An 18,839-nucleotide genomic window follows, 5' to 3' on the forward strand; every position below is an offset into this window, starting at 1 on the left:
TTTTGAAGCACGTGCCTTGTCAACGAGCATGACAAGGGCAGGGCAAGGAGAGGAATGAAGCGCGCTAGCAAGAAAGCCGCGACCGATCGCAATTTCGTCGTCGCGCTTTCCCGCGGACTGGACGTCCTGCGCGCATTCCAACCCAATGACGGGCTGCTCGGCAATCAGGAGATTGCAGCCCGCACCAAGTTACCGAAGCCAACCATTTCCCGACTGACCTACACGCTCACCAAGCTGGGATACCTTACACCTGTACCGAAGTTCGAGAAGTACCAGCTCGCACCGTCGGCGATGGCACTCGGCTACGCCGCGCTCGCCAATCTCGGCGTTCGGCATTTGTCCGAGCCCTATCGAGAAGAAGTGATGCGCGCGACCGGCGGCGCGGTCGCCGTCGGCGGCCGCGACCGCCACAGCATGATCTATTTCGGCCAGAGCCGGAACGGCCTGGCGCTCGGCGTGCAACTCGACGTCGGCTCGCGGGTGCCGATCGCAACCACGGCGATGGGACGTGCCTATATTTGGGCATTGCCGCCCGACGAACGCGCGGCTTTACTGCGTGAGCTGCGCGATCACTACGGCAGCCGCTGGGCCAAGATGCGCGACGGCATCGAGCGCTCCGGCGAGACGGTCGCGAAGCACGGCTTCACGATGTCCGCAGGCGACTGGCAGAACGACGTCGCCGCAGTCGGCGTTGCATTGAGATTGAACGACGGAACCGGTCCCTATGCCTTCAATTGCGGCGCACCGGCATTCCGCTTCACGGAAGACAGATTGCTCAACGACATTGGACCTCGTCTTGTGGCGATGGTAAGGAACATCGAGCAGGCGCTCGGTGGAATGGCGCCGCAATCCAAAAAAGAACAAAGCAAAAAGACCAGAGTAGGAGGGAAAGTTGCACGTTTGGCCGAGGGGATCAGATAGCATCCATCACGTCCTGCGAAGCACGTCGCAGGGCCGCTCGCACCGCTCGACGATGGCGGGCGAGACGAGATGACGCAGGCACAACTCGCGCAGGGGAATGATCCCCTGCTCGCGGTTCGCGACGTCAGCGTCGTGTTCGGCGGCATCATCGCTCTCAACGGCGTGTCGTTCGACATGCGCAAGGGCAATATCCTCGGACTGATCGGGCCGAACGGCGCCGGCAAGACGACGCTGTTCAATTGCCTGTCGCGGCTCTATCAGCCGTCGTCCGGCGACATCCTGATGGAAGGCAAGAGCATCCTGTCGCGGCCGCCGCACCGGATCGCCGAGATCGGCATCGGCCGCACCTTCCAGAACGTCGCGCTGTTTCCCAACCTGTCCGTGATCGACAATGTGCGCGTCGGCGCCCATGCGCGCACCTCGAGCGACATCGTCAGCGACTCGCTGCGCCTCGCCTGGGTCCGCCGCGGCGAGACCGACATGAACAGGAAGGTGCACGACATCCTCGGCTATCTCGACCTCGAGGACGTCGCCCACACCGTGGTCTCGGGACTTCCGTTCGGCACCCAGAAGCGCGTCGAGCTGGCGCGTGCCCTGGCCGCGGACCCGAAGATCCTGCTGCTCGACGAGCCGGCCGGCGGCCTCAATCACGAGGAAGTCTATGTGCTCGGCGACCTGATCCGCAAAATCCGGGACGACCGCCACATCACCGTGCTGCTGGTCGAGCATCACATGGGTCTCGTGATGTCGATCGCCGACCACGTCGTCGCGCTCAATTTCGGCCGCAAGCTTGCCGAAGGCACGCCGGCCCAGGTCCAGGCCGACCCTGATGTCATCAAGGCCTATCTGGGGAGCAAGGACCAATGACAGCGATGCTCAACGTCAAGGACCTGCGCGCCTATTACGGCCAGGTCCAGGCCCTGCACGGCCTCACCTTCTCGCTCAACGAGGGCTCGCTGACCACCCTGCTCGGCGCCAACGGCGCCGGCAAGACCACGACGCTGCGGGCGATCTGCAACATGGTGCGCTCGACCGGCGCGATCGAGTTCGAGGGCAAGCCGATCGGCACGCGCTCAACCGAAAACGTGGTCCGCCTCGGCATTGCCCACGTGCCGCAGGGCCGCGGCACCTTCACCAACATGACGGTGGAGGAGAACCTGCAGTTAGGGGCCATCAGCCGTGCCGACAAGAAGGCGATCGGCGGCGACATCGAGCGGATGTACGAGCATTTCCCGGTGCTGAAGCAGCGCTACACCCAGCAGGCCGGCACGCTGTCCGGCGGCGAGCAGCAGATGCTCGCGGTGGCGCGCGCGCTGATGCTGCGGCCGCGCCTGATGCTGCTGGACGAGCCGTCGTTCGGTCTTGCGCCGCTGATCGTACGCGACCTGTTCCGCATCCTCGGCAAGATCAATCGCGAGGAAAAGGTGACCATCCTGGTGGTCGAGCAGAATGCGCAGCTCGCGCTCGAGCTCGCCGACCAGGCCTATGTGATCGAAACCGGACGGATCGTGATGTCGGGCAATGCCAAGGACATCGCGAACAACGAAGACGTCCGCAAATCCTATCTCGGCTACTGAGGGAGCTGGCACAATGGAGCTTTTTGCCAACCAGGTCCTGGCCGGCATCGCCACCGGCGCGATCTATGCCTGCATGGCGCTCGCGGTGGTCATGATCTACCAGGCCATCGACCATCTGAATTTCGCCCAGGGCGAAATGGCGATGTTCTCGACCTTCGTGTCCTGGCAACTGATGCAATGGGGCGTGCCGTACTGGGGCGCCTTCGTGCTCACCGTCGCGTTCTCGTTCGTCGCCGGCATCGTCATCGAGCGGCTGCTGTTCAAGCCGCTGGCGAAGGCGCCGATCCTGACCAACGTCGCCGGCTTCATCGCGCTCTATGCGATCATCAACTCGGTCGCCGGCCTGATCTGGGACTTTACCATCAAGCAGTATCCGACGCCGTTCGGCTCCTCGCCGTTCCTCGGCAGCCAGCTGATCTCGACCCACCAGGCCGGCATGATCGGCATCACGCTGTTGATGCTGCTCCTGCTGTTCTTCTTCTTCCGCTTCACCCGGGTGGGTCTGGCGATGCGCGCGGCAGCCTCGCTGCCGGAATCGGCGCGCCTCGTCGGCATCAACACCTCGTGGATGATCGCGCTGGGCTGGGGCATGGCATCCGCGATCGGCTCGATCGCCGGCATGATGATCGCACCTGTGGTGTTCCTCGAGCCGAACATGATGCTCGGCGTACTGATCTACGGGTTTGCCGCGGCCGTGCTCGGCGGCCTGTCGAGCCCGTTCGGCGCCGTCATGGGCGGCTTCCTGGTCGGCGTCTTCGAGAACCTCGTCGGCACCTACATCCCCGGCGTCGGCAATGAGCTGAAACTTCCGATCGCGCTTGCGCTGATCATCGTCGTCCTGGTCGTGAAACCGGCAGGCCTGTTCGGCCGCGCCATCGTGAAGCGAGTTTGATCATGAGCGCCGCTGAAGAAGTCGAAGTCCCCACCGAAGGTCAGGCCGTAGAGGCGGTTCCGAAGCGTGCCATGACGCTCGGCTACGGCACGTCGCTTGTGGTGCTTGCCGCGCTGGTTCTGATCCCGCTGTTCGTGAAGAACTTCATCATCTTCCAGATGACGATGCTTCTGATCTACGGCCTTGCGGTGCTGGCGCTCAACATCCTGACCGGCGGAAGCGGCCAGTTCTCGCTCGGCCAGAGCGCGTTCTATGCCGTCGGCGCCTATACCTCGGCGATCCTGATGGAGCATGCGGGCATGAACTATGCCCTCACGCTGCCGATCGCCGGCATCATCTGCTTCGGCTTCGGCTTCCTGTTCGGCCAGCCGGCGCTGCGGCTTTCCGGCGTCTATCTGGCGCTCGCGACCTTCGCGCTCGCCACCGCGATGCCACAGCTGCTCAAGCTGGGCTATTTCGAGCACTGGACCGGCGGCGTGCAGGGTCTCGTGGTGACCAAGCCGGACGCCCCGTTCGGCCTGCCGCTGTCGCAGGACATGTGGCTGTATTACTTCACGCTGGTCGTCACCATCGCGATCTACGTCGCCTCGGTGAACCTGCTGCGCTCGCGCTCCGGCCGCGCCTTCATGGCGATCCGCGACAACGAGATCGCGGCCTCCGCGATGGGTGTCGACGTCGCCCTGTACAAGACGCTGGCATTCGGCGTCTCGGCCGGCATCACCGGCGTTGCCGGCGGTCTCGGCGCCATCGCGGTGCAGTTCGTGGCGCCCGACGGCTACACCATCCAGCTCGCGATCTCGCTGTTCCTCGGCATGGTGGTCGGCGGCGTCGGCTGGCTGCCCGGCTCGATCGTGGGAAGCGCCTTCATCATCTTCGTGCCCAACATCGCCGAGGGCATTTCGAAGGGCCTTTCGGGCGCGGTGTTCGGCGTGCTGCTGTTCCTCGTCATCTTCCTCGTGCCGCACGGCGCCAGGCAGGTTGCGATCGTTGCCCAGCAACTGGTCGCAAGGTTCAAGAAAAACTGACAGCCTATAGAAGCAAACCAGGAGATATTATGCTTTCTACCGTTCGGATCGCCGCGATTTCCGCGGCGATCGTCGCTGTTGCCGCGACGTCCACGACCGCATTCGCCCAAAAGAAATACGACACCGGCGCGAGCGATACCGAGATCAAGGTCGGCAACATCATCCCCTATTCGGGACCAGCCTCCGCCTACGGCGTGATCGGCAAGACCGAAGAAGCCTACTTCAAGATGATCAACGATCGCGGCGGCATCAACGGCCGCAAGGTCAACTTCGTCAGCTATGACGATGCCTATTCGCCGCCGAAGGCGGTTGAGCAGGTGCGCAAGCTGGTCGAGAGCGACGAGGTGTTGCTCGTCTTCAACCCGCTCGGCACCCCGTCCAACACCGCGATCCAGAAATACCTGAATTCCAAGAAGATCCCGCAGCTGTTCGTCGCGACCGGCGCCACCAAGTGGAACGACCCGAAGAACTTCCCGTGGACCATGGGCTGGCAGCCGAGCTACCAGAGCGAAGCGCAGATCTACGCCAAGTGGCTGATGAAGGAGAAGCCCGACGCGAAGATCGCGATCCTCTATCAGAACGACGATTTCGGCAAAGACTACCTCAAGGGCACCAAGGACGGCTTTGGCGCCAAGGCGGCCTCCAGCATCATCATGGAGGAGAGCTATGAGATTTCGGAGCCGTCGATCGACGGCCACATCGTCAAGATCAAGGCCGCCAATCCCGACGTCCTGCTGATCTACACCACGCCGAAGTTCGGCGCGCAGACCATCAAGAAGACCGCCGAGCTCGGCTGGAAGCCGCTGCAGATCATCACCAACGTGTCGGCCTCGGTCGGCAGCGTGATGCAGCCGGCCGGCTTCGACAACGCGCAAGGCGTGTTGTCGGCGGCCTATGCCAAGGACGGCGCCGACACACAGTGGGCCAACGACCCCGGCATGAAGAAGTGGGCCGAGTTTCTCGACAAGTACATGCCGGGCGCCGACAAGACCGACGGCGGCTATGTGTACGGCTATGGCGCCGCACAGACGCTCGCCAAGGTGCTCGAAATGTGCGGCGACGATCTCACCCGCGCCAACGTCATGAAGCAGGCGGCGAGCCTGAAGGACTTTACGCCCGACACTCTGCTGCCCGGCGTCAAGATCAACACCTCGGCCACCGACTTCGCCCCGATCGCCCAGCTGCAGATGCAGCGTTTCAAGGGTCAGAAATGGGAACTGTTCGGTGAGATCATTTCCGGCGACGTCCCCTCCGAGTGAGGTTGCACTGCGGGAATAAAACAACAGCCTCCGCGATATCCGTCGCGGGGGCTTTTTGTTGACGCCCCGCGCCGATGGTATTGAATACTCCAAACAAAGAACCCGAGGTGGGGAAACCATGACTGCCGCACGTCCGTCCCTGACGGCGCTGTTGTCCGCATTCGCTCTGATCCTGACGAGCTGCAATGTCGCGCAGGCTCAGAAGAGATACGACACCGGGGCCAGCGACACCGAGATCAAGATCGGCAACACCATGCCCTACAGCGGTCCCGCGTCGGCCTATGGGGTGATCGGCAAGACCGAGGCGGCCTACTTCAGGATGATCAACGATGCCGGCGGCATCCACGGCCGCAAGATCAAGTTCATCTCCTACGATGATGGCTACTCGCCGCCCAAGACGGTGGAGCAGGCACGCAAGCTGGTCGAGAACGACGAGGTGCTGCTGCTGTTCGGATCGGTCGGCACCGCGAGCAACGCGGCGATCAGGAAATACATGAACGAGAAGCAGGTGCCGCAGCTGTTCATCGCTTCCGGCGCCTCGAAGTGGAACGACCCGAAAGATTATCCGTGGACCATGGGCTGGCAGCCGTCCTACCAGGACGAAGCGCGGGTCTACGCAAAATACATCATGAAGCACAAGCCCGACGCCAAGGTCGCCGTGCTCTACCAGAACGACGATTTCGGCAAGGACTACCTCAAGGGCCTGAAGGACGCCTTCGGCGACAAGGCATCGATGATCGTCGCCGAGGAGGCCTATGAGACGTCCGAGCCCACGATCGACAGTCACATCGTCAAGCTGAAGGCCGCCGGTGCCGACACCTTCGTCAGCATCACGACGCCGAAATTCGCGGCACAGGCGATCAAGAAGGCCGCCGAGATCGCGTGGACGCCGTTGCAGATCGTCGCCAATGTCTCGGCCTCCGTCGGCGGGGTGATGCAGCCGGCGGGCTTCGAGAATTCGCAGGGTATCCTGTCGGCGTCCTATCTCAAGGACGGCGCCGATCCGCAGTGGGCCAAGGATCCCGGCATGGAGAAATTCCTCGCCTTCCTCAAGAAGAATTATCCGGACGCCAACAAGCTCGACGGCGCCACCGCCTTCGGTTACGCCGCCGCGCAGACCATGGTGAAGGTGCTGGAGATGTGCGGCGACGACCTCACCCGCGCCAATGTCATGAAGCAGGCCGCAAGCCTGAAGGATTATGTCCCCGATACGCTGCTGCCGGGTATCAGCATCAACACGTCGGCCACCGATTTCGCACCGATCAAGCAACTGCGCTTGATGCGGTTCAAGGGCGAAAAGTGGGAGCTGTTCGGCGACATCATCTCAAGCAATCTGAGCAACTGATCGGCACGCCGGTCTGTTCGATCCGCGCTCAACTCAACGGCGCCGCTCTACCCGACCGCAATCTCTGCGGTTGGCGCGGCGCACAAGCGAACGCGTTGGCGGATTTTTGAGCAGCGGCCCGCCTTGAGGGTGATCGACTAAAGACGCAGCCCCTGCGGCAATGCCGCAGGGGCTTTTCATTGAGACACCCCAGGTAAGATGATAGTTTTTACGATCAATAATGAGCCCTCGAAACAGGGGGCCGCGACACATCATCTGCAATCAGGGAGAGAAACGGCATGTCTGGAATACGACAATTGACGGCATTTGCTGCTGCGCTTGCGCTCGTCGCCGCATCCGGCAGCGCTGCGTTTGCCCAGAAGAAATACGACACCGGCGCCAGCGACACCGAGATCAGGATCGGCAACATCATGCCCTATAGCGGAGCTGCGTCCGCCTATGGCGTGATCGGCAAGACCGAGGAGGCTTATTTCCGCAAGATCAACGCCGAGGGCGGCATCAACGGCCGCAAGATCACCTTCATCAGCTACGACGACGCCTATACGCCGCCGAAAACCGTCGAGCAGGCGCGCAAGCTGGTCGAGAGCGACGAGGTGCTGCTGATCTTCAATTCGCTCGGCACACCGCCGAATTCGGCGATCCAGAAATACATGAATCAGAAGAAGGTGCCGCAACTGTTCGTTGCCACCGGCGCCACCAAGTGGAACGACCCGAAGGACTTTCCCTGGACCATGGGCTGGCAGCCCAACTACCAGAGCGAGTCCATCATCTATGCGAAGTACATCCTGAAGAACAAGCCGGACGCCAAGATCGCCGTGCTCTACCAGAACGACGATTACGGCAAGGACTATCTGAAGGGATTCAAGGACGGGCTCGGCAGCAAGACAGCGTCGATGATCGTCGCCGAGGACAGCTACGAGGTAACGGAGCCGACCATCGACTCCCACATCGTCAGGCTGAAGGCCTCCGGCGCCGACGTGTTCTTCAACATCACCACGCCGAAATTCGCTGCACAAGCGATCAAGAAGAACGCCGAGCTCGGCTGGAAGCCGCTGCACTTCCTCAACAACGTGTCCGGATCGATCGGCAGCGTGATCAAGCCCGCAGGCTTCGAGAACGCCCAGGACATCATTTCGTCGCAATATTTCAAGGATCCGACCGACGCGCAGTGGAAGACCGACAAGGCGATGATCGCCTGGAACGAATTCCTCGATAAGTACTATCCGGAAGCGAACCGGGCCGATGCCTCCGTGATGTACGCCTATATCGTCTCGCAGGGCCTGGTCCATGTGCTCAAGGCCTGCGGCGACAATCTGACCCGCGAGAACATCATGAAGCAGGCGGCCAGCATTCGCGATTACGAGCCCGGCGGCCTGCTGCCCGGCGTCAAGGTCAACACCTCGCCGACCGATTTCGCGCCGCTCTCGCAACTGCAATTGATCCGCTTCAAGGGCGAGACCTGGGAGCGCTTCGGCGAGGTCCTGAGCGCCGACGTCGGCGGTTAGGCCGGAAAGACCGACCAAAGATACGGCCCCTGCGGCGTTTGCCGCAGGGGCTTCTCATTGAGGCGAACCGCCTAAGATGATAATCACTGCAGCCAAACAAAAGAGCTCTCCGAGCAAGAGGGCCGAGACACATGCGTCTGACAAACAGGGAGAGAGACATAGATGTCCGCTACAAGAAAACTTGCGGTCCTCGGGGCCGCGCTCGCGCTCGTCGCGACATCCGGCAGCGCTGCGCTTGCCCAGAAGAAGTACGACAGCGGCGCCAGCGACACCGAGATCAAGATCGGCAACATCATGCCCTACAGCGGCCCCGCGTCCGCCTATGGCATCATCGGCCGCACCGAGGCCGCCTATTTCAAGAAGATCAACGACGCCGGCGGCATCAATGGCCGCAAGATCAACTTCATCTCCTACGATGACGCCTACTCGCCGCCGAAGGCCGTCGAACAGGCCCGCAAGCTGGTCGAGAGCGACGAAGTGCTGCTGATCTTCAACTCGCTCGGCACGCCGTCGAACTCGGCGATCCAGAAATACATGAACTCCAAGAAGGTGCCGCAGCTGTTCGTCGCCACCGGCGCCACCAAGTGGAACGACCCGAAGGACTTTCCCTGGACCATGGGCTGGCAGCCCAACTACCAGAGCGAGACTCAGATCTACGCCAAGTACATCCTGAAGAACATGCCGAACGCCAAGATCGCCGTGCTCTACCAGAATGACGATTACGGCAAGGACTATCTGAAGGGCCTGAAAGACGGGCTCGGCCAGAAGGCCGCCGGCATGATCGTCGCCGAAGAAAGCTTCGAGACTTCGCAGCCGACCATCGACAGCAACATCGTCAAGCTGAAGGCGAGCAACGCCGACGTCTTCATCGACATCGCGACGCCGAAATTCGCGGCCCAGGCGATCAAGAAGGTCGCCGAGATCGGCTGGAAGCCGACCCACTTCCTCAACAACGTGTCGGCCTCGGTCGGCAGCGTGATCAAGCCGGCCGGCTTCGAGAACGCGCAGGACATCATCTCCGCCGCCTACCTGAAGGACGCTTCCGACAAGCAATGGGACAATGACCCCGGCATGAAGGAGTTCTACGCCTTCATGGCCAAGGACTTCCCTGAAGGCGATAGGCTCGACGGCGGCACCGTGGTCGGCTTCGGCGTGGCGCAGACGCTGGTCCAGGTGCTGAAGCAGTGCGGCGACAACCTGACCCGCGAGAACATCATGAAGCAGGCCGCAAGTCTGAAGGACTTCCGCACCGAGGTGCTGCTGCCTGGCGTCAAGATCAACACCGCGGCAAACGATTTCGCGCCGATCAGCCAGCTGCAGCTGATGAAGTTCAAGGGCGAAAAATGGGAACTGTTCGGCGACGTCATCAGCGCCGACGTCGGCGGCTGATTTCCCGCCGCCCCTCGACCGGGAATGGCCCCCTGCGATACCGTCGCAGGGGGCTTTTTGTTGGCGCGTTTTCGGGCGAAGCGGGTATCGGTTCGTGCGAAGAAAACGCGTCAGAAACCGGAATTTAAAGCCACGGCCCTGCTCGCAGGCCGGCCCGGGCAATGCCTGCTTACACTTTGCCCGGCAATACGCTAGGTAAACCGACATGACCCCGACAAGAAACCGGCGCCCTTGCGCGGCGGCAACAACAAGGAGATTTCGGGAAATGCCGATGCCGATCCGACGCCGTGTCGCAACCGCCCTGCTCGGCCTCGCCGTCGCCGCCGCGACCGGCAATGCCGCATGGGCGCAGAAGAAGTACGACACCGGTGCGAGCGACACCGAGATCAAGATCGGCAACATCGTGCCCTATAGCGGCCCGGCGTCGGCCTATGGCGTGGTCGGCAAGGCGATGGCCGCGGTGTTCAGGAAGGTCAACGACGACGGCGGCATCAACGGGCGCAAGATCGCTTTCGTCTCCTATGACGACGCCTACTCGCCGCCGAAGGCCGTCGAGCAGGCTCGCAAGCTGGTCGAGAGCGACGAGGTGCTGTTCCTGTTCGGCACGCTCGGCACCGCCTCCAACACCGCGATCCAGAAATATCTCAACGCCAAGAAGGTGCCGCAGCTGTTCGTCGCCACCGGCGCGACCAAGTGGAACGATCCGAAGGCCTTCCCGTGGACCATGGGCTGGCTGCCCAGCTACCAGAGCGAGTCGCGGATCTACGCGAAATATCTGCTCAAGGAAAAACCCGCCGCCAAGGTCGCGGTGCTCTACCAGAACGACGACATGGGCAAGGACTACCTCAAGGGCCTGGAAGACGGCTTCGCCAGCGATCCGGCGCGCGTCGTCGCCAAGGAGAGCTATGAGGTCGCCGAGCCGACGATCGATTCCCATGTGGTGCGGCTGAAATCCTCCAATCCCGACGTCATCGTCTTCTTCACCACGCCGAAATTCGGCGCGCAGGCGATCAAGAAACTCGGCGAGATGAACTGGAAACCGGTGACCATCGTCTCCAACGTCTCGGCCTCCACCGCGACCGTGATGCGTCCGGCCGGCCTCGACAATGCGCAGGGCGTGATCTCGGCCGCCTACGCCAAGGACGCCAGCGATCCGCAATGGAAGGATGACGCCGGTATGAAGGCGTTCGACGAACTGCTCGCCAAATACATGCCCGACACCAACCGCGTCGATGCCTCGGCGATGACCGGCTACAACATGGCGACCACGATGGTCGAGGTGCTGCGCCGCTGCGGCGACGACCTCACCCGCGCCAATGTGATGAAGCAGGCGGCGAGCCTGAAGCAATTCGCGCAGGGCGGCCTGCTGCCCGGCGTGACGCTGTCGACCGGGCCTGCCGACTTCCAGCCGATCGAGCAATTGCAGCTGATGCAGTTCAAGGGCGAGCGCTGGCAATTGTTCGGCGACGTCATCAGCGGCGAAGTCGGCGGACACTAACCGTCTTACAAAGGCACAGCCATGACCGACCGTCGTCCCTTCCTGCGTTCGATCTTCGATGCCGCGGTGGCGGCTGCGCATCCCGACGTCGTGCTGGCGTCGCGGCTGCGGCCGGTGCCGAAGGGCCGCGTGATCTGCCTCTGCGCAGGCAAGGGCGCCGCGGCGATGGCCGCGGCGGCCGAGCGGCATTATCTCGACGCGTTGGAGCTTGATCCGGCGCGGCTGGTCGGCATCGCCACCACCCGCCACGGCCACGGCGTGCCGACCCGCCGCATCAAGGTCGTCGAGGCCGGTCATCCCGTGCCCGACGAGGCCGGGCTCAGGGCGGCGGACGACACGCTGCAGCTCGCCGCGACAGCGACCCCGGACGATCTCCTGCTGGTGCTGCTGACCGGCGGCGGTTCGGCGAACTGGATCGCGCCGGTCGAGGGCGTGACCTTCGCGCAGAAGCAGCAGGTCAACCGCGCGCTGCTGCGCTCCGGCGCGCCGATCGGCGAAATGAATACCGTGCGCAAGCATCTCTCGCGCATCAAGGGCGGACGGCTGGCGCGCGCGGGCCAGCACGCCGCCGAGATCGTGACGCTGGCGATATCGGACGTGCCGCATGACGATCCATCCGCGATCGCCTCGGGGCCGACGGTGCCGGATCCGACCACGCTGGCGGATGCCCGCGCGCTGGTCGCCAGATACAATCTCTCGATCGACGACGCGGTCCGTCGCGCGCTCGACGACCCCGCGAACGAAAGCTGCAAGCCCGGCGATGCCGCCTTCGCGCGGGCGACATTCGAACTGCTGGCAAAGCCGAAGGCCTCGATCGACGCCGCCGTGAAGGTCGCGCAGGACGCCGGCTACGAGACCATCGCGCTCGGCGCCGATCTCGAAGGCGAGGCCCGCGAGATCGCGGCCGAGCATGCGCGGCTTGCGCTGAAGGCGCGCAGCGAAGGCAAGCGGGTTGCGATCATCTCCGGCGGCGAGCTCACGGTGACGGTGCGCGGCAATGGTCGCGGCGGCCCCAACCAGGAATACGCGCTGGCGCTGGCCGGCCTGCTGAAGGATACGCCCGACGTCTCGGCGCTGGCCGCCGATACCGACGGTGCCGACGGCGGCGCCGGCAGCGCCACCGACCCGGCCGGCGCCGTGATCGACCAGGCGACATTCGCGAAGATGAAATCGATCGGCCTCGATCCGAAGGCCTATCTCGAGAACAACGATGCGACAGGGTTCTTCGCGCAGACCGGGGACTTGCTGCTGACCGGGCCGACACTGACCAACGTCAATGACGTGCGGGTGATTCTGGTGGATTAGGCCGTGTCCTCGACGAACCCAAGGCCAGTCTCGGGCTGCGCCCAAAGCTCCTGATAGTTACGAAACTTCGCAAGCGTCTCGTCATATCGCGTCGGCTCGAGCACCGGCAAAATGCGCTTCAACACTAAGTTGATCGGCGCGGAGGTGTGCCGAACGTATAAGTCGATCGGATCAAGCAAGTGCCTCAGGTGCAGCTTTGGATCATAGTTCAGCCCGCTGCTGCGAAACCATTTGCACCCGTTGGCGATTGCCCAGCTCACCATGTCGCGAAACACATAATGATAGAGGTGCAGGTCTAAGGCGACATCGTAGTCGAGACCTATGTACTCCGCATAAATCGCGTCACCGTATACCATGCATGCGGCAAACGCGACGCTCCGCTCGTTCTGACGCCAGAGGAAGAAGCGGACCTTGTCCCCCATCCGCCGCCCCAAGTCGCAGAAGTATTGTTCCGTCAGCCTCTCGAAGTGCAGTTTCGAACGCTGATAGACTTGGAAATACAATGGATAGATCTGCGCGATCACCGGCGTCGCGTCGTTGACGACGTTCATCTCGACGGATGGGGAGGCCCGCGCCGTCGCCTCAAACTTCTTGCGAAGTTTCTTACGGGTTGCGCTGTTGAGCGCATGATTCGTATAGTCATCGAAATTGGCGTAATCGATGCAAAGCCTGGTCATGGGCAGGCTGGGGATGCGAGTGAAGCCGTGAGCGATCAGGCAGTCGAGGATTGGTCGGTATCGCGCCGGAAACTCCTTGAGCACGATCCACCGCGCCCCGAGCCTGCGAGCATGTATTGCAATCGTAGAGGCTAGCAGTTCCGCGCAGCCCCGATGGCAGGCCTCGTTCCCGTCAAGATGACCTTCCCCGGCGACGCACCCCACCATGAGCGCACGGGCGCGCATCAAACCTGGCCACATCCGGCGAATGGCGTCGATGAGTACGCCAAACCGCGGGCTCGCTCCGGCCAGCAAATCCAGGTCCATCAGGAAGAATGGCTGTACAGCACAAACCTGGTCAACCGCATCCTTGATGAGGAAATACCGGTAATCGAACTCGGGATGCAGGGTATCCTCGACCAACTCATAGTATCGATGATCCTTGCGCTCGCTCGCGAAGGCGAACTGCCAGCGCGGACAATGCTGCAAATCGCTCCGCACAATGACTTGGAGATGCGGCGGACATTGCATCGGCTCGCGTCCCGTGAGGTCGCCGAGTTGGCTCGTCAAGTGCGCTGTTGCAGCTTCCGGCACGATCTCACGCCCGCCACGGATCCCGGCCCTAGGGCAGCATTTATCACGGCGCCCAAACAAAGCAGCTAACATATCCGTCAGAAACTAACTCGCTAGTCATTTGCGATTTGGCGTTGGAGCAGAACACTCCTGATACGACCCGCATGTGCGGACACCCGCCGTCCAGCGCGGCATCCGGGGAGCGGACTCATGGCAGCGGTGATTGGAGCCACGGGGACTTGTATTTGAGGCGCGGATCGCTGCAGACCTGCATACGCAGGCGATCTGCAGTGGCGATGGCAGTACGCTCGCGGAGTCTCTCGCGTCGGCAATTGCTGAGGATTGCTACGGTCTCATCAGCTTTGGCGTCGCGGGCGGCCTTTCGCCCGACCTCCCGGCAGGCGCATGCGTCGTAGCATCGACGATCGTTTCGGAAACGATTCAGCTCTTCACTGATCGGGACTGGTCGCAAGCCTTGCTTCGACTCATCCCCGGTTCGATTTATGGCCCTATTGCTGGTGTGACCACCGTCGCCATGCATCCAGAAGCGAAGCGCTCGCTGCATATGAGTACAGGCGCGCTGGCGGTCGATAACGAATCCCATGTGGCGGCGAGTGTCGCTGCAGCGCGCGGCCTCCCTATGACTGCCGTCCGCGTGATCATGGATCCGGCCGGTCGGCAGCTTCCTGCCGCCGCCCTGGCCGCAGTGCGTGCAAACGGGACGATCGATCTCGCCGCGCTGGTCCGCGCGACAATGAAACAGCCGGGCGAGTTACCGATGCTGCTTCGGACCGGTCTCGACGCACTGTTCGGATTTGCGGCGCTGCTTCGCTGCCGTCAATTGCTTGGCCCTGGGTTAGGGCTGCCTTCCTTGCAAGCAGATGAACCGGAGCCAAGCTCAAGTATCGTAGCGGAAGATCGTATGATCGCCGTCTAGAGCGTTTTCGAGCGAAGTGGGCACCGGTTCGCGTGAAGAAAACGCGTCAAAACAAGAATCTAGAGCTTCGGTTCTGATTCAATCAGAACCGAAAATGCTCTAGTCGCTTCTTTAGCCGAACGGGCTGCTATACCTGCCGACTGCGCGACCTCAACGCGCACTGAAGGTGAGGCCGGCGCGCTCCTTTAGACGGTTGCGCAAGGCCGGCCCCATCAGCGCGCCCGGCGTCCAGATGCCGCCCTCGCCCTGCACGTCGCGCACGACGCAGAGAGCGCTTTCGGCGATCATCTTGCTGGTCGAGCCATAGCCCGGATCACGGTCGCCGGTGACAACGGCTTCGACCCGTCCGCCATCCGGCACCTCGCCCAGAAAGAAGATGTCGTAGAAGCCCCTCTCGCGCGCTTCCCGGGTCGGGCCTGCGCCGCGTTTGAGACCGCCGGTCCCGAACAAGGACACCACCGTGGCGAACGTCTCCGTCGTCACGCTCGCGATGTCCCCAAGTCCCGGCGCCACCATCATCTCGTCATAAACGAAGTCCCTGCCGTAGGGATGGCCCAACAGGAAGTTCGTGCGGTGCACGTTCTTGGTGTTGATCGGCGCCATCGGGAACGGCACGAGCCACGCGTGCATGCTCGTGTCATATTCGGGGACGAGGCCCGACGGCTGAGACGGCCCAGTGAAGCCCGGCGTCAACGCGAAGGGATCGGTCAGCAGCCGGATCAGGGCCGGGTCGCGCGCCGCGGCCGCCAGCGTCGCCTGAGCGCTCGCCGCGGTGCCGCCAGACATGCCACCCCTCACCTTGCGTAGACGGGCCTTCACCCGCCGCGCCGGGCGTCCGAATTTCTCGCGCGCCTTCTCCTGCAACGTGAGCACACCGAGATCGAACGGGATGGAATCGAAGCCACAGGAGAAGACGATGCGCGCGCCGGTCCGTTTTGCCTCTTCGTGATGGGCGTCGATCATACCCCGCATCCAGCCCGGTTCGCCGCAAAGATCAACATAGGCCGTGCCGGTGGCCGCGCATGCCGCCACTAGCTCGGAACCGTGAAGCTGATAGGGCCCGACCGTGGTGACGACCACGGCCGCGCGCTCGCACATCGAACGCAGGCTGGCCGGCTCGGCGGCATCCGCCTTCACCAACGGCAAATCGTCCGGTGCGCCGATGTCGGCACGCACTTTCTGGAGTTTGTCGGTCGAGCGTCCCGCAATTGCCCAGGACGGAGCATCGTCGCCGCGATAGGATGTCGCCAAATATTCGGCGATGAGACCCCCGGTGTAACCCGTCGCGCCATAGACGATGAGGTCGAAGTCCCGCTTCACGGCGTTGATCCTCCTCGAGCCCCCGGAAGCGCTCCCTTCAGATTCGTTAGCAACGCTCGGTACGCTTCGCGGCCTTTTGCGAGGGGCCGTGCAACATACGGGCCATCGCGCTTGACGGAGGATACCACAATTGCCCGCCCTTCGGCGCGCAAGCTCCCGGCGATTTCCGGTCCCCCCTTGAGAGCCGTCGTGAGTACAGACGCTGGGTCTGGTCGGCGTGAGCCGAAGCAGACAGCCGGCACATTTGAGCGCCTGTGGCCGCTTGCAAACGCCCTCCGACGGCCTACCATGGATTGGGGAGTTCGCGTGCAGGAGCGAAGCCATGGAACTCACCGTGGTGCCCATCGTCAAGCCGGATGAGACCAACTTCATCTTCGGCCAGTCGCATTTCATCAAGACCGTGGAAGACCTTCACGAAGCGCTGGTGGGCGCGGTTCCGCGCATCCGCTTCGGGGTGGCTTTCTGCGAGGCCTCCGGCAAGCGGTTGGTGCGCTGCTCCGGTAACGACGACGCCTCGCTCGCCCTGGCACGCGACAACGCATTGGCGATCGGCGCCGGTCACACCTTCCTGATTTTCCTCGGCGACGGGTTCTTCCCCGTCAACGTGCTGCCGGCGGTGCGCGCAGTGCCGGAGGTCTGCCGCATCTATTGCTCGACGGCCAACCCAACACAGGTGATCGTCGCGCAGACGGAGCTCGGGCGCGGCGTGCTCGGCGTGGTGGATGGCGCCTCGCCGCTGGGTGTCGAAACCGACGCCGACATTGCGTGGCGGAAGGATCTGCTGCGGAACATCGGCTACAAGCTTTAGACCGCGATGGTTCGCCGCCTGGCGGCGCCGCATGCCGGACATGTATCAACCCAACGCGTCATTGCGAGCGGAGGGGCCGTCGCGCCGCCTCAAAACTCCTGCGCGAGCTTCGCCAACATCTCCAGCAGCGCGGCGTGGTTGGCGGGGCCGAGCACCTCGATCAGCCGCGCCTCGTGCTTGTTGGCGACCAGCTTCTTGGCGCGCGCCAGCACGGCGCGGCCCTTGTCGGTCAAGACCAGGATGTGGGAACGGCGGTCGTTGGTGGAGCGCATCCGCGCGCAAAGGTCGCGGCTCTCCAGCGCGTCGAGCATCGCGACGAAATTCGGCCTGAGGATGCCGAGCGTGTTGGCGATCTCGGTCTGGTTGCGGCCCGGATTCTTGTCGAGCAGAAGCAGCACCGAGAACTGCGCCGGCGTCAGCTGCAGCGGCGCGACGCAGCGCAGGAAGTCCTCGAATACCCTGAGCTGCGCGCGCTTCAGCGAATAGCCGAGCAATCCGGACAGTTCGCCCAGTTGCAGCATGCCGTCGTCCCCGGCAGGATCGGCCGGTTCCCTGCGCAGGGCCCGCGACGAACGGAGGGCATCGGTGGCGGTCTTGGAAACAGTCATCGCTCCAGGCTCGCAATCCCGGTACAAGAATCCCCGCACGACGCGCGGGGACCTTGAGATTATATCCGATAATTGTTATGGACTATATCAAATATCGGCAGCTTTCAACAGCCGATATCGGCCGACCTGACCGGCACAGCCGGTTGCGACGGTCCGACGCTTGAGGGGGAGCGCTCGGCCTTGAACACAACGATCATGCTGTTCCTGCTGCAGGACGGCATCACCAATGGCGCGATCTACGCACTGCTCGGGCTGGCCCTGGTGCTGGTGTTCGCGGTCACGCGGGTGATCCTGATCCCGCAGGGCGAATTCGTCACCTACGGCGCGCTGAGCTACGCCATGCTGGCGACCGGCCAGGTGCCCGGCACGGCGCGCCTTGCCGTCGCGATGGGCCTCGTCGCCTTCGCCCTCGACCTGTTTTTCGCCCGCAACGCGCTGCATGCGCGGCTGGTGATCCGCTCGGTCGCGCTCAACATCGCCTTTCCCGTCGCGCTGCTCGGTCTGGTTTACGCGCTGGTCGGTCCCGGCACGCCGATCGCCGTCAACATCGCGCTCGCGCTCCTGATCGTGGCGGCGATCGGGTTGTTCCTCTACCGCATCGCGTTCCAGCCGATCGCGCACACCTCCGTGCTGGTGTTGCTGATCGCCTCGGTCGGCTGCCATCTGGCACTGCAGGGCCTCGGCCTGGTGTTCTTCGGCGCCGAAGGCCTGCGCGCGCCTGCGCTATCGAATGCCGCGGTGACCGCCGGCCCGCTGCGCTTCACCGGGCAGAGCCTTGCGGTCTACGGCCTGACGATCGGCTTCATCGTCGCCCTGTGGCTGTTCTTCGGCTACACCAAGACCGGCAAGGCACTGCGCGCCACCGCGGTCAACCGCCTCGGCGCCCGCTTGGTCGGCATCCGCACCACGCTGTCCGGCCAGATCGCGTTCCTGCTCGCCTCCGTCATCGGCGCGATCTCCGGCATCCTGATCGTGCCGATCACCACGCTCTATTACGACACCGGCTTCCTGATCGGCCTGAAGGGTTTCATCGCCGCCATCATCGGCGGCCTGGTCAGCTATCCCCTGACCGCGGTCGCCGCCATCGTGGTTGGCATCGTCGAGGCCTTCTCGTCGTTCTACGCCAGCAATTTCAAGGAAGTCATCGTGTTCACGCTGATCCTCCCCGTGCTCGTGTTGCGCTCGCTCGCGGCGCCAGAGGTCGAAGAAGAGAAGGATTGA

17 protein-coding genes are annotated in these 18,839 nt (G+C 63.1%); 14 read left to right on the forward strand and 3 right to left on the reverse strand.

Going from position 1 to position 18,839, the window contains the following annotated elements; translation table 11 throughout:
* The first annotated feature begins 54 nt into the window (after positions 1-54).
* The 11 genes from E2I15_RS26770 to E2I15_RS26820 all read left to right on the forward strand — a co-directional run bounded on the left by E2I15_RS26770 (position 55) and on the right by E2I15_RS26820 (position 12,716).
* Positions 55-921 (forward strand): IclR family transcriptional regulator, encoded by an 867-nt coding sequence (locus tag E2I15_RS26770; RefSeq protein WP_137481085.1) that lies wholly within the window; start codon positions 55-57, stop codon positions 919-921.
* Between the two features lie 69 nt (positions 922-990).
* On the forward strand, positions 991-1,788 hold the full coding sequence (locus tag E2I15_RS26775) for an ABC transporter ATP-binding protein (RefSeq protein ID WP_137481084.1): 798 nt from the start codon (positions 991-993) through the stop codon (positions 1,786-1,788).
* Entirely contained in the window at positions 1,785-2,498 is a 714-nt protein-coding gene (locus E2I15_RS26780; RefSeq protein WP_137481083.1) for an ABC transporter ATP-binding protein, read from the forward strand. The genes E2I15_RS26775 and E2I15_RS26780 overlap by 4 nt, the downstream gene beginning before the upstream one ends.
* Before the next feature lie 13 nt (positions 2,499-2,511).
* On the forward strand, positions 2,512-3,390 hold the full coding sequence (locus E2I15_RS26785) for a branched-chain amino acid ABC transporter permease (RefSeq protein WP_137481082.1): 879 nt from the start codon (positions 2,512-2,514) through the stop codon (positions 3,388-3,390).
* A 2-nt stretch (positions 3,391-3,392) separates the two neighbouring features.
* Complete coding sequence (locus E2I15_RS26790) at positions 3,393-4,415, forward strand: branched-chain amino acid ABC transporter permease (protein ID WP_137481081.1); 1,023 nt, start codon at positions 3,393-3,395, stop codon at positions 4,413-4,415.
* Between the two features lie 29 nt (positions 4,416-4,444).
* Positions 4,445-5,674 (forward strand): ABC transporter substrate-binding protein, encoded by a 1,230-nt coding sequence (locus E2I15_RS26795; protein ID WP_137481080.1) that lies wholly within the window; start codon positions 4,445-4,447, stop codon positions 5,672-5,674.
* Between the two features lie 118 nt (positions 5,675-5,792).
* On the forward strand, positions 5,793-7,019 hold the full coding sequence (locus E2I15_RS26800; RefSeq protein WP_137481079.1) for an ABC transporter substrate-binding protein: 1,227 nt from the start codon (positions 5,793-5,795) through the stop codon (positions 7,017-7,019).
* A 278-nt stretch (positions 7,020-7,297) separates the two neighbouring features.
* Positions 7,298-8,524 carry an ABC transporter substrate-binding protein gene (locus E2I15_RS26805; protein ID WP_137481078.1) on the forward strand — a complete coding sequence of 409 codons (1,227 nt, stop codon included), beginning with the start codon at positions 7,298-7,300 and terminating at the stop codon, positions 8,522-8,524.
* Positions 8,525-8,686: 162 nt separating this feature from the next.
* Positions 8,687-9,913: an ABC transporter substrate-binding protein gene (locus E2I15_RS26810; RefSeq protein WP_137481077.1), complete on the forward strand. Its 1,227-nt coding sequence runs from the start codon at positions 8,687-8,689 to the stop codon at positions 9,911-9,913.
* 271 nt (positions 9,914-10,184) lie between these two features.
* Positions 10,185-11,411, forward strand: coding sequence for an ABC transporter substrate-binding protein (locus E2I15_RS26815; RefSeq protein WP_502707197.1), 1,227 nt, complete (start codon positions 10,185-10,187; stop codon positions 11,409-11,411).
* A gap of 21 nt (positions 11,412-11,432) precedes the next feature.
* Positions 11,433-12,716 carry a glycerate kinase type-2 family protein gene (locus E2I15_RS26820; RefSeq protein ID WP_137481075.1) on the forward strand — a complete coding sequence of 428 codons (1,284 nt, stop codon included), beginning with the start codon at positions 11,433-11,435 and terminating at the stop codon, positions 12,714-12,716.
* Here the strand turns inward: E2I15_RS26820 and E2I15_RS26825 are convergent.
* Positions 12,713-13,942: a GNAT family N-acetyltransferase gene (locus E2I15_RS26825; protein WP_137481148.1), complete on the reverse strand. Its 1,230-nt coding sequence runs from the start codon at positions 13,940-13,942 to the stop codon at positions 12,713-12,715. The genes E2I15_RS26820 and E2I15_RS26825 overlap by 4 nt on opposite strands.
* 226 nt (positions 13,943-14,168) lie before the next feature.
* On the opposite strand from E2I15_RS26825, the gene E2I15_RS26830 reads away from it, so the two are divergent.
* Complete coding sequence (locus tag E2I15_RS26830; protein WP_246668218.1) at positions 14,169-14,882, forward strand: phosphorylase family protein; 714 nt, start codon at positions 14,169-14,171, stop codon at positions 14,880-14,882.
* Between the two features lie 150 nt (positions 14,883-15,032).
* Here E2I15_RS26830 and E2I15_RS26835 read toward each other — a convergent pair whose 3' ends face one another.
* The gene (locus E2I15_RS26835; protein ID WP_137481074.1) at positions 15,033-16,202 is read right to left on the reverse strand and encodes a saccharopine dehydrogenase family protein; all 1,170 of its coding nucleotides are present in this window, start codon (positions 16,200-16,202) and stop codon (positions 15,033-15,035) included.
* 322 nt (positions 16,203-16,524) lie between these two features.
* On the opposite strand from E2I15_RS26835, the gene E2I15_RS26840 reads away from it, so the two are divergent.
* Complete coding sequence (locus E2I15_RS26840) at positions 16,525-17,010, forward strand: adenosine-specific kinase (protein WP_137481073.1); 486 nt, start codon at positions 16,525-16,527, stop codon at positions 17,008-17,010.
* Positions 17,011-17,099: 89 nt separating this feature from the next.
* On the opposite strand, the gene E2I15_RS26845 is transcribed toward E2I15_RS26840, so the two are convergent.
* Entirely contained in the window at positions 17,100-17,618 is a 519-nt protein-coding gene (locus E2I15_RS26845) for a MarR family winged helix-turn-helix transcriptional regulator (RefSeq protein ID WP_016840940.1), read from the reverse strand.
* A gap of 180 nt (positions 17,619-17,798) precedes the next feature.
* Here E2I15_RS26845 and E2I15_RS26850 point away from each other — a divergent pair, with 180 nt between their 5' ends.
* Entirely contained in the window at positions 17,799-18,839 is a 1,041-nt protein-coding gene (locus E2I15_RS26850) for a branched-chain amino acid ABC transporter permease (protein ID WP_170991658.1), read from the forward strand.

The organism is Bradyrhizobium sp. BR2003, from assembly GCF_009720285.1.
Classification (GTDB): Bacteria; Pseudomonadota; Alphaproteobacteria; order Rhizobiales; family Xanthobacteraceae; genus Bradyrhizobium; species Bradyrhizobium elkanii.

What these genes read in the sequence shown, in the direction of transcription:
- E2I15_RS26820 (WP_137481075.1), top strand. Translation starts at nt 11,433, where the DNA reads ATGACCGACCGTCGTCCCTTCCTGCGTTCGATCTTCGATGCCGCGGTG.
- E2I15_RS26840 (WP_137481073.1), top strand. Translation starts at nt 16,525, where the DNA reads ATGGAACTCACCGTGGTGCCCATCGTCAAGCCGGATGAGACCAACTTC.
- E2I15_RS26800 (WP_137481079.1), top strand. Translation starts at nt 5,793, where the DNA reads ATGACTGCCGCACGTCCGTCCCTGACGGCGCTGTTGTCCGCATTCGCT.
- E2I15_RS26775 (WP_137481084.1), top strand. Translation starts at nt 991, where the DNA reads ATGACGCAGGCACAACTCGCGCAGGGGAATGATCCCCTGCTCGCGGTT.
- E2I15_RS26770 (WP_137481085.1), top strand. Translation starts at nt 55, where the DNA reads ATGAAGCGCGCTAGCAAGAAAGCCGCGACCGATCGCAATTTCGTCGTC.
- E2I15_RS26790 (WP_137481081.1), top strand. Translation starts at nt 3,393, where the DNA reads ATGAGCGCCGCTGAAGAAGTCGAAGTCCCCACCGAAGGTCAGGCCGTA.
- E2I15_RS26785 (WP_137481082.1), top strand. Translation starts at nt 2,512, where the DNA reads ATGGAGCTTTTTGCCAACCAGGTCCTGGCCGGCATCGCCACCGGCGCG.
- E2I15_RS26795 (WP_137481080.1), top strand. Translation starts at nt 4,445, where the DNA reads ATGCTTTCTACCGTTCGGATCGCCGCGATTTCCGCGGCGATCGTCGCT.
- E2I15_RS26845 (WP_016840940.1), bottom strand. Translation starts at nt 17,618, where the DNA reads ATGACTGTTTCCAAGACCGCCACCGATGCCCTCCGTTCGTCGCGGGCC.
- E2I15_RS26815 (WP_502707197.1), top strand. Translation starts at nt 10,185, where the DNA reads ATGCCGATCCGACGCCGTGTCGCAACCGCCCTGCTCGGCCTCGCCGTC.
- E2I15_RS26805 (WP_137481078.1), top strand. Translation starts at nt 7,298, where the DNA reads ATGTCTGGAATACGACAATTGACGGCATTTGCTGCTGCGCTTGCGCTC.
- E2I15_RS26810 (WP_137481077.1), top strand. Translation starts at nt 8,687, where the DNA reads ATGTCCGCTACAAGAAAACTTGCGGTCCTCGGGGCCGCGCTCGCGCTC.
- E2I15_RS26780 (WP_137481083.1), top strand. Translation starts at nt 1,785, where the DNA reads ATGACAGCGATGCTCAACGTCAAGGACCTGCGCGCCTATTACGGCCAG.